The sequence below is a fragment of the Pseudomonas sp. KH_050 genome (assembly GCF_057838875.1).
Genome location: NZ_CM174478.1, coordinates 4,357,228 through 4,369,993 on the forward strand (window position 1 = coordinate 4,357,228; position 12,766 = coordinate 4,369,993).

At 61.3% G+C, this 12,766-nt stretch carries 8 protein-coding genes and 1 other RNA gene; 3 read left to right on the forward strand and 6 right to left on the reverse strand.

Annotation, left to right across the window (positions count from 1 at the left end; translation table 11 throughout):
• The first annotated feature begins 20 nt into the window (after positions 1–20).
• Entirely contained in the window at positions 21–875 is an 855-nt protein-coding gene (locus AC3IUA_RS19820; protein ID WP_489356540.1) for an FTR1 family iron permease, read from the forward strand.
• The gene (locus AC3IUA_RS19825; protein ID WP_489356542.1) at positions 863–2,239 is read left to right on the forward strand and encodes a 4Fe-4S binding protein; all 1,377 of its coding nucleotides are present in this window, start codon (positions 863–865) and stop codon (positions 2,237–2,239) included. The genes AC3IUA_RS19820 and AC3IUA_RS19825 overlap by 13 nt, the downstream gene beginning before the upstream one ends.
• Positions 2,240–3,942: 1,703 nt before the next feature.
• Here AC3IUA_RS19825 and AC3IUA_RS19830 read toward each other — a convergent pair.
• Positions 3,943–4,281 (reverse strand): YbaB/EbfC family nucleoid-associated protein, encoded by a 339-nt coding sequence (locus tag AC3IUA_RS19830; protein ID WP_489071213.1) that lies wholly within the window; start codon positions 4,279–4,281, stop codon positions 3,943–3,945.
• Positions 4,282–4,348: 67 nt separating this feature from the next.
• Complete coding sequence (gene dnaX / locus AC3IUA_RS19835) at positions 4,349–6,403, reverse strand: DNA polymerase III subunit gamma/tau (RefSeq protein WP_489356544.1); 2,055 nt, start codon at positions 6,401–6,403, stop codon at positions 4,349–4,351.
• Between the two features lie 146 nt (positions 6,404–6,549).
• Between dnaX and AC3IUA_RS19840 the strand changes: the two genes are divergently transcribed.
• Positions 6,550–7,323 (forward strand): substrate-binding periplasmic protein, encoded by a 774-nt coding sequence (locus tag AC3IUA_RS19840; protein ID WP_489356546.1) that lies wholly within the window; start codon positions 6,550–6,552, stop codon positions 7,321–7,323.
• 269 nt (positions 7,324–7,592) lie between these two features.
• On the opposite strand, the gene ffs is transcribed toward AC3IUA_RS19840, so the two are convergent.
• The 4 genes from ffs to zipA all read right to left on the reverse strand — a co-directional run bounded on the left by ffs (position 7,593) and on the right by zipA (position 12,710).
• Positions 7,593–7,689: signal recognition particle sRNA small type (gene ffs / locus AC3IUA_RS19845), an RNA gene on the reverse strand.
• A gap of 188 nt (positions 7,690–7,877) precedes the next feature.
• Positions 7,878–9,044 (reverse strand): zinc-binding metallopeptidase family protein, encoded by a 1,167-nt coding sequence (locus AC3IUA_RS19850; RefSeq protein WP_489356548.1) that lies wholly within the window; start codon positions 9,042–9,044, stop codon positions 7,878–7,880.
• A gap of 238 nt (positions 9,045–9,282) precedes the next feature.
• Positions 9,283–11,640, reverse strand: coding sequence for an NAD-dependent DNA ligase LigA (gene ligA, locus AC3IUA_RS19855; protein ID WP_489356550.1), 2,358 nt, complete (start codon positions 11,638–11,640; stop codon positions 9,283–9,285).
• Between the two features lie 218 nt (positions 11,641–11,858).
• Positions 11,859–12,710, reverse strand: a complete 852-nt coding sequence (gene zipA, locus AC3IUA_RS19860) for a cell division protein ZipA (RefSeq protein WP_489356552.1) — start codon at positions 12,708–12,710, stop codon at positions 11,859–11,861.
• Positions 12,711–12,766: the final 56 nt, after the last annotated feature.

The following is a 12,766-nucleotide window of genomic DNA, read 5'->3' on the forward strand; positions in this document are numbered from 1 at the left end:
TTTCCATCAAGGAGCTTTCCATGAATCAATCAATGTTCATCGTCTGGCGCGAAAGCGTCGAGGCGCTGCTGGTGATCGGCATTCTCCAGGCCTGGGTCAGCCAGCAAAGCCAGGGCAATCGTCTGCTCCGATACCTGTGGGCCGGGGTCGTATTGGGGTTGATGTTGTCGGGTTTGCTGGCGGTGCTGATTCTGTTCGCCGGCGAGGCCATGAGCGGATCGGCCAGCGAATGGTTCCAGGCTACGCTGGCACTGGTTGCCAGCCTGCTGATCGTGCAAATGGTCGGCTGGATGCACCACCACGCACGGACCTTAAAGCGGGATTTACAGCGCCACGCCGACAGCCATCTGGCCCGGCAAGGCGGCCTCGGGCTGTTGCTGCTGGCAATGCTCGCGGTCAGCCGTGAAGGTAGCGAGACCGTGGTCTTTCTCTATGGCGCCGGGGCTCAGTTGCGTGGTCCGCAACTGGGTCTGTTCACCGTTGGCGGGCTGGCAGGACTGGTGCTGGCGGGGTTGACCGTCTACCTGCTGCAGAGCAGTCGCCGGTTCATTTCATGGCCCAGGTTTTTTGCCCTCAGCGAAGCCCTGCTGCTGATGCTCGGCGCGGCGCTGCTGGTCAGCGGCACCGAGCGCATCGGCGGGCAACTGCTCGCCCTGGATGTACCGGAGATGGTCTATCGCGTGTTTGGCGAAGCCCTTTGGGACAGCAACGTGTTGCTCAGCGACAGCCACGGCCTGGGGAGTTTCCTCGCCGGTTTTGCCGGTTATCGAGCGACCCCAAGTGCTGCGACCTTACTGGTGTTGATCGGTTACTGGCTGATCATCGGCGGCTGGTTGCGCCAGCGTCCGCTGGAAAAAGTCCCATGCCCGAGCTGAGTCGGCGCAACCTCTGGTTGCAGCGCCTGGGCGACGGGATGCGCCATCATGCGCCGCTGATTCGCGCCGTGCAGTGGCTGGTGGTGCTGGTCTACGGGTTACTGTTGTTGCTACCGGCGCTGCTGCCACTGCCGGACAGCCAGGCACGGATCCTCGACAACCTGACCCTGCTCGCGCAGTTTCTGTTCTGGGGCGTCTGGTGGCCGTTCGTGCTGCTGTCGATCGTGCTGTTCGGCCGTCTCTGGTGCGGTGTGCTATGCCCGGAAGGTTCGCTGAGCGAATGGGTCAGCCACTACGGCAAAGGCCTGGGCGTTCCGCGCTGGCTGCGTTGGGGCGGCTGGCCGACCCTGGCGTTCTGCCTGACCACTCTCTACGGCCAGTTGATCAGCGTCTATGACTACGCCCAGGCCGCGCTGCTGATTCTGGGCGGCTCGACGGTCGCGGCAGTCATCGTCGGCCTGCTGTTCGCCCGCGGCAAGCGGGTCTGGTGCCGCTACCTGTGCCCGGTCAGCGGAGTCTTCGCCCTGCTCGCCCGCCTGGCTCCGGTGCATTTTCAGGTGGATGAACAACGCTGGCTGGAAAATCCCGCACCAAGACTGCCACCGCCCAACTGCGCGCCCTTGCTCGATATCCGACGCATGCAAGGCGCCAGCGACTGCCACGCCTGCGGACGCTGCAGCGGACAACGCGGCGCGGTGCAATTGATCGCCCGCTCCAGCAACCAGGAAATTCTGCAGTCCAGCGCACGCACGCTGTCGGTCTGGGATGCACGCTTGCTGCTGTTCGGCGTGATCGGCCTGGCCATGGGGGGATTTCAGTGGACCGTCAGCCCCTGGTTCGTCGCCCTCAAACAACAGCTCGCGGTATGGCTGATCGAACAGGATTTGCTCTGGCCCTTGCAAGACAATGCCCCCTGGTGGCTGCTCACTCACTACCCGCAACTCAACGACAGCTTCAGCTGGCTCGACGGCTTCAGCATCGTCGCCTACCTGGGCTTGAGCTCGGTACTGCTGGGCACGGCCTTGCTGGTTCTGTTGCGACTGACTGCTCGGCTGGCAGGAAACCCGGCGCTCTATTCAACCCTGGCAATGAGCCTCACACCCCTTGGCGGCGCCGGGCTGTTTCTCGGGCTGTCGGCGACTACCGTGAAGTTGCTGCGCTATGAGGGCTTGCTGCTGGAGTGGGTGCAGCCGGCAAGGGCTTTGTTGTTGATGGCGGCGATGGGTTGGAGTTTGCTGTTGGGATGGAAGCTGCTGGGTCGTGAGGAGATTTCCCTGACTCGGCGCCTGCCGGGCAGTGGGTGCCTGTTACTGGCTAATGGGCTGGTGGGGTATGGTTGGTGGTTGCAGTTTTGGGGGTGGTAGGAGCTGGCGCAGCCTGCGATCTTTTGGCGGCTCTGGAGAGTGCCGAAGCAAGATCAACAGATCGCAGCCTGCGGCAGCTCCTACCGGAGGATTAGGTGAATCCGTGAAATTCGGGCTGTCGAGGAATGGCGTTAACCGGATATTGCAGGTCTACCCGGTCGGCGTAGGAGCTGGCGCAGCCTGCGATCTTTTGGCGGTTCTGGAGAGTGCCCAAAGCAAGATCAACAGATCGCAGCCTGCGGCAGCTCCTACCGGAGGATTAGGTGAATCCGTGAAATTCGGGCTGTCGAGGAATGGCGTTAACCGGAGAGCGCGGGTCTACCCGGTCGGCGTAGGAACTGGCGCAGCCTGCGATCTTTTGGCGGTTCTGGAGAGTGCCCAAAGCAAGATCAACAGATCGCAGCCTGCGGCAGCGCCTACCGGGGGGTTGGGTGAATCCGTGAAATTCGGGCTGTCGAGGAATGGCGTTAACCGGATATTGCAGGTGTACCCGGTCGGCGTAGGAGCTGGCGCAGCCTGCGATCTTTTGGCGGTTCTGGAGAGTGCCCGAAGCAAGATCAACAGATCGCAGCCTACGGCAGCTCCTACCCGGGGGATTGGGTGAATCCGTGAAAATCGGGCTGTCGAGGAATGGCGTTAACCGGATATTGCAGGTCTACCCGGTCGGCGTAGGAGCTGGCGCAGCCTGCGATCTTTTGGCGGTTCTGGAGAGTGCCCGAAGCAAGATCAACAGATCGCAGCCTGCGGCAGCTCCTACCGGAGGATTAGGTGAATCCGTGAAATTCGGGCTGTCGAGGAATGGCGTTAACCGGAGAGCGCGGGTCTACCCGGTCGGCGTAGGAGCTGGCGCAGCCTGCGATCTTTTGGCGGTTCTGGAGAGTGCCCGAAGCAAGATCAACAGATCGCAGCCTGCGGCAGCTCCTACCCAGGGGATTGGGTGAATCCGTGAAAATCGGGCTGTCGAGGAATGGCGTTAACCGGAGAGCGCGGGTCTACCCGGTCGGCGTAGGAGCTGGCGCAGCCTGCGATCTTTTGGCGGTTCTGGAGAGTGCCCGAAGCAAGATCAACAGATCGCAGCCTACGGCAGCTCCTACCCGGGGGATTGGGTGAATCCGTGAAAATCGGGCTGTCGAGGAATGGCGTTAACCGGATATTGCGGGTGTACCCGGTCGGCGTAGGAGCTGGCGCAGCCTGCGATCTTTTGGCGGCTCTGGAGAGTGCCCAAAGCAAGATCAACAGATCGCAGCCTGCGGCAGCTCCTACCCGGGGGATTGGGTGAATCCGTGAAGTTCGGGCTGTCGAGGAATGGCGTTAACCGGATATTGCAGGTGTACCCGGTCGGCGTAGGAGCTGGCGCAGCCTGCGATCTTTTGGCGGCTCTGGAGAGTGCCCGAAGCAAGATCAACAGATCGCAGCCTGCGGCAGCTCCTACCGGGGGGGTTGGGTGAATCCGTGAAATTCGGGCTGTCGAGGAATGGCGTTAACCGGATATTGCAGGTGTACCCGGTCGGCGTAGGAGCTGGCGCAGCCTGCGATCTTTTGGCGGTTCTGGAGAGTGCCCAAAGCAAGATCAACAGATCGCAGCCTGCGGCAGCTCCTACCGGGGGAACGCGTACCCCACACAAATAGGCCGGGGACCACAAACAAAAATGCCAGGCTCGATGCCTGGCATTTTTGTTGTACATCCCAATCGCCAAAGCGACTTAGAACGGCAGCTTCATGCCCGGTGGCAATTGCATGCCGGCGGTCATGCCAGACATTTTGTCCTGGCTGTTGGCTTCGATCTTGCGCACGGCGTCGTTGACGGCGGCGGCGAACAAAGCCTCGAGCATTTCCTTGTCATCTTCGCTGAGGCCTTCAACGATGCTTGGGTCGATGCTGACGCGCTTGACGTCGTGACGGCCGGTCATGACCACCGTCACCATGTCGCCACCGGACTTGCCGGTCACTTCGGCGTTGGCCAGTTCTTCCTGCATCTTGGCCATTTTTTCCTGCATCTGCTGTGCCTGCTTCATCAGGCCGGCCATGCCACCTTTCATCATGGGAATCACCTCAAAAGTACTTGGATAAATACAGCGCCCGACCCATCAGGCCAGACGTCTTCAGTTATTAGCCCTGAGTGACCAGAGCCTCGACAGGTTCAATAGTATCGTTACGGATCACCGCACCGAACTGTTGCATCATTTGCTGGATGAACGGATCACCGTGGATCGACTCTTCGGCCTCGCGCTGACGCTCGTTACGGCGCCGGGACGCTGCCTGGGCCGGGGTTTCCTGCTCGGGTTTTATCAGTTCGATGCTTATCGTCAACGTGCGCTGGTGATACTGGTTCAGCGCATCGTTCAAGCGCCGCTGCTGGGTCGCGTTGAACAGCGCGCTATGGGCCGGGTCCAGGTGCAGCAACCAGTGATCGCCATCGACCGCGATCAGCGTGCAGTTGGCGGCGATGCTGCCGGTCATGCCGGAAATCGGCAATTTCGCAAACAACTCCAGCCATTCCAGGGCCAGGCCGGTGGCCGGTTTCAGCGCCGGGGCGGGCTCGGGCTCGGGAGCCGGCTCGGCGGTGTGTTCGCTGGCCAGTTCATCGAGATAGCTGTAGGCCGAATCCATGTCCGGCTCGATATAGTCTTCATCCAGCGGCGGCTCGTCATCCAGGTCCCTGCCCGCAATAGCCGCATCGACCTCGGCTACGGAGGGTTCAGGCACCGGCGCGGCCACCCACTCGGGGGCATCCGGCACCGCGCTGTCGGGCGTCGGCCCGGGCATCGGGGTCAATTCAGGCTGCTCGGCGGCGGTCTCGAGCATTGGCTCGACCTCCGGCTGTTGCTCGATGACCGGCTCTACCGGGTCGTTCCACGGCAGATCCACGACTTCAGCGGCAATCACCACAGGTTCCACGACCGGCGGCGCGATGACCGGTTCCGGCACCACCACCGGTGCGACGGATTCAGGGATCGATGCAACTACCGCAGCGACACTGGCGGCGACCACCTGCGGGGCAGCCACGCACTGTACGGAATCAACTGTGGCCTGGCTGATCCCCACTGTCTTTAGCGGTTGCCTGGGCGCCTCCGTGCTGTCCGCCGGGCGGAATGCCAGCATCCGCAACAGGACCATTTCAAAACCACCACGCGGGTCTGGCGCCAGCGGTAGATCGCGGCGGCCGATCAGGCCCATCTGGTAATAGAATTGCACATCTTCGGCCGGCAACGCCTGAGCCAGCGCCAAGACCCGATCGCGGTCGCCATGGCCATTGTCGACGCCTTCAGGCAGGGCCTGGGCGATGGCGACACGGTGCAGCACATTGAGGATTTCCGAGAGCACGCCATTCCAGTCCGGCCCTTGCTCGGCCAGATGACGCACCGCTTCGAGCAGCGCCCGGGCATCGCCGTCGAGCAACGCATGCAGTACGTCGTAGACCTGACCATGATCCAGGGTACCGAGCATTGCCCGCACATCGGCGGCCGTGACCTTGCCTTCCCCGAAAGCGATCGCCTGATCGGTCAGGCTCATGGCATCGCGCATCGAGCCATCGGCAGCACGGCCCAGCAACCACAATGCGTCGTCTTCGAACGGTATATTCTCGACCCCCAGAACATGGGTCAAATGCTCGACCACCCGCTCCGGGGTCATGTTTTTCAGGGAGAACTGCAGACACCGCGAGAGAATTGTCGCAGGAAGTTTCTGCGGATCAGTGGTGGCCAGGATGAACTTGACGTGGGGCGGCGGCTCTTCAAGGGTTTTGAGCAGCGCATTGAACGAATGGCTGGACAGCATGTGCACTTCATCGATCAGGTAGACCTTGAAGCGCCCGCGGCTCGGCGCGTACTGCACGTTGTCCAGCAGCTCGCGGGTGTCCTCGACCTTGGTCCGGCTCGCGGCGTCGATTTCGATCAGGTCGACAAAGCGCCCTTCGTCGATCTCCCGGCACGCCGAGCAGGTGCCGCAGGGCGTCGAGGTGATGCCCGTTTCACAGTTCAGGCATTTGGCGATGATCCGCGCGATGGTGGTCTTGCCCACCCCGCGGGTGCCGGTGAATAAATAGGCGTGGTGCAGCCGCTGGCTGTCCAAGGCATTGATCAGAGCCTTGAGCACATGGGTCTGGCCGACCATTTCGCGGAACGAGCGCGGACGCCATTTACGTGCAAGAACCTGATAACTCATCGAAAACCGTCGCAACTGGGAAGCGGAAGCGGGTAATGCTAGCGGAGCAAGGACGAAATTGCATCCGGTGTGCTCTTCTAATCTGGCTAAGCTGCTCTTTGAGTGGCATTTTGTCGACCCTTTGTCGTGGTCTTGCAGGAGAGTTTATGCGTTTAGCCTGGGCCACTTTGCTGCTGGTCAGCGCAAATGGTTTTGCCACGCAAGCCCCACTGCGCTTCGCCGTGACCGATAGCTGGGCCATGCCCATGGTGCAAATCGAACACAACCAACCGACCCAGGGCATTTTGCATGACATGATGCTGAGCCTGGCGACCCAGGTCGGCCGCCCTGCCAAGTTCCACGTACTGGCCCGCGGCCGGGTGCAAAGTGCCATGGAACGTGGCGAGATCGATGTGCGTTGCTATGCCACGCAATCCTGGCTGCCCAACCAGTCAGGCGACTACCTCTGGAGCGTTCCATTGCTGTTTCAGCGCGACCTGCTGGTCAGCAGGCAAGACCGGTCCGAGCAGGTGTTGCCCTCGAGCCTGCCTTCACAAAACATCGGCACGGTGCTCGGCTTCATCTACCCAGCCCTGCAACCGCTGTTCGACAGCGGCCAACTGCATCGAGACAATGCCCGCAACCAGGAGCAGGTCTTGCAGAAACTGACGGCAGGTCGCTATCGCTATGCAGTGACCAATCAATGGGCCCTGGACTGGTTCAATCAGAGGCTTTTACCTGCCGATCAGCTACGCGGCGTCGCCGTCCTGCAGGAGCACTACGTCGGCTGCTACGTGCGCAACGACCCGAAACTGCCGGTGCAACTGATTCTGCGCACCCTGCTGCAAATGAAAACGTCCGGCGAAATCGATGCCATCATCAAGCTCTACACCGGCACTGATCAACCGCCGGACGCCGCGCCCGGCGCCCGCCAGCAGTGACCGTCAAAGCGCGTGCTGCGCTACCTGCCATTGCTCCGGTACCTGGAACGACGCGACCCAGCCTGGCACTTCGCTGGCCGGCATCGGCCGGGCATTGCGGATGCTTGCGCTGACACAGGCATGACGAGTTGTTGCAGGCAAAAAATAGAATGGTTCGGACAGGAGCAAATATCGACCAGAAAAGATCGTTGGGGAAACAGAGGGGGAAATCGAGGTTTTTTTGCGTAAAGATAGCCTTGCTGAACGAAGGCTTGGCGTTAAGGTGGCAACCCCACCAGCCACACCCCGGCACACAATGTCACCGCTGCGGCTGCTCCCTTCCAGGCCTGACCGGGTTCACGGTTAATCGTTGCGGGGGGACCGATGGGGTCACCATAACGACGCTCGCCAGTGGCGAGCCGCGCCATTGTACCGATCTGACGAGAACTTACAACCGTCGGCTCAGATAAAAAAATATGAACAAGGTCAAGGACCTGCGATGTTCTTGAAGATCACAGGCTCTGGAGTGTACGCAACCCCCGTAGGAGCTGGCGCAGCCTGCGATCTTTTGATTTTTACAGGTCCTGCACCACCCCGTCCGCCCGCCCACCCTGTTGCTGGATGACCAGGTGGATGAAATGCAATTTGGCGATGACCGGCGGCGGCAGGACAAAGGGATAGAAATCTGCCTGGCCCATGCTGCGTGACAGCTCGTTGAGCATGCCGGCCAGTTCGATCCAGGCGTTGACGAAAGACAGGAATGCCGCGCCACCGGGATGCCGTGGATCGTAAAGGGTGTCGAGCGCAAATGGCTGATAGTCGAAGTCCATTTCCCGCGCGCTCATGCCAAAGCCCAGCGCGGTGTCGACCGCGTCCATCATGTGCAGGTAGTGAGCCCAGGTTTCCGCCCAGTCTTCCCACGGATGCATGGTGGCGTAGGCGCTGACGTAGCCCTGCTGCCAGTCGGCTGGCGCGCCTTGCTGGTAATGCCGCTCAAGAGCCTCGGCGTAGCTGGCACGCTCGTCGCCGAACAGACCGCGGAACGGTTCCAGCCAATGGCAGTTGGCAATCAGCCGATCCCAGTAGTAATGCCCTGTTTCGTGACGCAAGTGCCCGAGCAGCGTGCGATACGGCTCATGCATTTGCACCCGGACCTGCTCGCGATGGGCGTCGTCGGCTTCCTTTATATCGAGGGTGACCAGGCCCTTGGCATGACCGGTGGTGGGCGGCGTGCCTTCGAGGTCGACACCGATGAAATCGAAGGCCAGACCGGTTTCTTCGTCCACGGTTTTCGGAATCACTTGCAGGCCCAGGCTGATCAACTGTGCGACCAGCCGCCGCTTTGCTGTTTCGACCTTGCGCCAGCGTTCGGGATTTTCGGCAATCGACAGATCGGGGATGGTCTGGTTCAGGCTACAGGCTATGCACAGTGCATCATGATCGTTGGCCGGCAGCAGCCAGTTGCAGGCCGCCGGGGAGTCGAGGTTGGCGCAGCGGCGAAAAAACCCGGCCTCAGGATCGGCGTCGAGTACCCAGGTATCCACCTGCGGGCCGGGTTGCAGCGAGGACAGACGACTCTGCTGCGGCTGATAACCCAATGCCGCCGAACAGGCCAGGCACTGGCTGTTGCGAAAGAACAACGACTGCCCGCAGCGACAGTGCCAGACCTTGCTGTTGCGCGAGCTTTCCCCCATGAAGGGCGCGGCGATGCGTGAGCTGAGCTGTTCAAAGAAGCGGTACATGGCGATCTCTCCCTGGGGCCTGCCAAGACTAGATCATGGTTGGGGTCCGATCGTTCCCGTCAGGGCCGGGGCGCTGCCAAAAGATCGCAGCCTGCGGCAGCTCCTACGGGGATTGCGCAAACCCGCAACAGGGCAGGTGCACGCGGTGTAGGAGCTGCCGCAGGCTGCGATCTTTTGATCTTTGCTGCACCACCGGATCCGTGGTGTCCGCAGAAAAGATCGCAGCCTGCGGCAGCTCCTACACCTCTATCCCGTGCTTGCCGAGAAACACCACAAATGCCTCTTCATCCAGCACTTTCAAGCCGAGCTCATTGGCCTTGACCAACTTGGAGCCCGCTCCCGGTCCGGCAACCACGCATTGGGTCTTGGCCGACACGGAGCCGGCCACCTTGGCGCCCAGGCTTTCGAGTTTGTCCTTGGCAATGTCGCGGCTCATCAGCTCCAGCGAGCCGGTCAGCACCCAGGTCTGACCGGCCAGCGGCAGACCTTCGACGACTTTCTTTTCGCTGTGCCAGTGCATGCCGAAGTCTTTCAACTGCTTCTCGATCGCCAGCGCACGTTCAGCGTGCCCGGGGTTATCGAAAAACTCACGCACGGCCTTCGCCTGCTTCTCGGCGAGCGCCTGGCGCATATCCAGCCAGTCGGCGTTGATCACGCCTTCGAGAGAGCCGAACTTGTCGGCCAGCTTCTGCGCCCCGCCCGGCCCGACCGAAGGAATGTGCAGCTTGTCGATCACAGCCCCCAGGGTCGTGCTGGCCGCGAACTCGGCACCCAGCTCGCCCTGGTCCTGAATCTCCAGACCGCGGGCGAGCAACTGTTCGATAACCGTGGCGTTGTGTTGATCCTGGAAGAAGCTGTGGATCTCGTAGGCGACTTCCAGCCCGACATCCGGCAAGTAGGTCAATACTTCCGGAAACGCCTGCTGAACCCGCGCCAGCGATGCCAGCGAGCGGGCCAGTACCTTGGCGGTCTCCTCGCCGACGTCGGGGATGCCCAGTGCGTAGATAAACCGCGCCAGGCTCGGTTTTTTGCTGTCGGCGATAGCACTCAGCAGGTTTTTGCTGGAGAGTTCGGCAAAGCCTTCTAGGTCGACGATCTGTTCGAAGCTCAGGGTGTAGAGATCCGCTGGCGAGCCCACCAGGCCTTCATCCACCAGCTGCTCGACGCTCTTCTCGCCCAGGCCTTCGATGTCCATGGCGCGGCGCGAGACGAAATGGATGATTGCCTGCTTGAGCTGTGCGCCACAGGCCAGCCGGCCGACGCAGCGATAGACCGCGCCTTCGCTGACGGTCTCGCGACCCTTGCTGCGCTTCACCAACTGCGTGCGCTCGACATGCGAGCCGCAGACCGGGCAGCTCTCGGGAATCTGTACCGGCCGGGCGTTTTCCGGACGACGTTCGGTCACCACTTGCACCACTTGCGGGATCACATCCCCGGCACGACGAATGATCACCGTGTCGCCGATCATCAGCCCCAGGCGAGCCACTTCGTCCATGTTGTGCAGCGTCGCATTGGAGACGGTAACACCCGCCACCTTGACCGGTTTCAAGCGCGCCACCGGCGTCACTGCACCGGTGCGACCGACCTGGAATTCCACATCCAGCAGCTCGGTGAGCTCTTCCATCGCCGGGAATTTATGGGCGATCGCCCAGCGTGGCTCACGGGCCCGGAAACCGAGTTCGCGCTGCGAGGCCAGGCTGTTGACCTTGAACACCACCCCGTCGATTTCATAGGGCAGCGCATTACGCCGCTCACCGATGTCACGGTAGTAGTCCAGGCACTCGTCGATGCCCTTGGCCAGTTTCAGTTCGCGACTGACCGGCATGCCCCACTGCTTCAACTGCTGCAGGTTGCCGATATGGGTGTCGGCAATGTCGGCCGAGACCTGGCCCAGACCGTAGCAGCAGAATTCCAGCGGACGGCTGGCGGTGATTTTCGAATCCAGTTGGCGCAGGCTACCGGCAGCTGCGTTGCGCGGGTTGGCGAAGGTCTTGCCAGCGACTTCCAGCTGCGAAGCATTGAGCCGCTCGAAGCCGGCCTTGGACATATAGACTTCGCCGCGCACTTCCAGGGTTGCCGGCCAGCCGCTGCCCTGCAGCTTGAGCGGGATATTGCGCACGGTTCGCACGTTGACGCTGATGTCTTCGCCGGTGGTGCCGTCACCGCGAGTGGCGCCGCGCACCAGCACGCCATCCTGATACAGCAGGCTGACCGCCAGGCCATCGAGCTTCGGCTCGCAGCTGTATTCCACCGCCACGCCACCACCAAACAAATCGCCGGCAGGCAGGTCGAGACCTTCGTTTACCCGGCGATCGAATTCGCGCATGGTGCTTTCGTCGAAGGCGTTGCCCAGGCTGAGCATCGGTATTTCATGCCGCACTTGAGTAAAGGCCAAGAGCGCCGCGCTGCCGACCCGTTGAGTCGGTGAATCGCTGGTCACCAGCTCCGGATGTTCCGCTTCCAGCGCCTTGAGCTCATTGAACAGCCGATCGTATTCGACGTCCGGAATGCTCGGTTCATCGAGCACGTGGTAACGGTAGTTGTGCTGATCCAGCTCGGTGCGCAACTCTAGAATGCGGTTTTTGGCGGCGGTCATGGGTGTTCTCTCATAAAGCAAAAAAGCAGCCGAGGCTGCTCAATCTTGTAGATACTGTGGCGAGGGGGCTTGCCCCCGTTCGGCGGCGAAGCCGTCGCAAATCCTGCACACATGTTTTACCTGACACAACGGGGTGGCTGGTTTTGGGGCCGCTTCGCAGCCCAGCGGGGGCAAGCCCCCTCGCCACAAGCAAGCTCCCTCGCCACAGGTACTGTGTACTAGCGCTTCTGGGTCAGGGCGCGGCGTTCGAATTCGACGATGCGCTGACGGTAGTGCTCGATGGTCTGGGCGGTCAGTACGCTGCGCTGATCGTCCTTGAGTTCGCCATTGAGCTCTTGCGACAGTTTGCGGGCAGCGGCAACCATCACGTCGAAAGCCTGTTTCGGATGACGAGGGCCGGGCAAGCCAAGGAAGAAGCTCACCGCCGGGGTGCTGAAGTGATCGATATCGTCCAGATCGAACACACCCGGCTTGACTGCGTTGGCCATGGAGAACAGGACCTCGCCATTGCCAGCCATGCTTTCGTGACGGTGGAAGATGTCCATCTCGCCAAAACGCAGACCGCTTTCCAGAATGTTCTGCAACAGTGCCGGGCCCTTGAAGCCACCGGCATCGCGGCAGATCACGCTGATCACCAGGACTTCTTCCGCTTGCGGCTGCTCTTTGTCCTGCGCTGCGACGGAGGCGCGGGTTTCATCCGGGAAGTCATCGTCACGGCTGCTGAAGCTCGGACCGCCATCCAGGTCCAGATTGAGGTTCATGTCACCCTGAGACGGCTCACCGCCACGCTTGCCACGCTTGGAGCCCGAATCACGGCCTTCGCGGGCAGGCATGCTCACCGACGGCAGATCATGCTCGTCCAGTTGCGGTTCCTTATGGGTATCCAGCACCCGCGGCGGGCCCAGCAGTTCGGCGCTGGTGTCTTCGTCGGGCAAATTGGACAGGTTACGGTCCAGGCGAAATTTCAGTTTGCCCTTGCCCCCGCGCATGCGGCGCCAGCCATCAAAAAGAATACCGGCAATAACTATGATGCCGATGACTATCAGCCACTCGCGCAGACCGATTTCCATGTAATCCTGTGCCTCTATAAAAAAACGCTGATGAATAAAGGGTTTAGCAAGCTGCA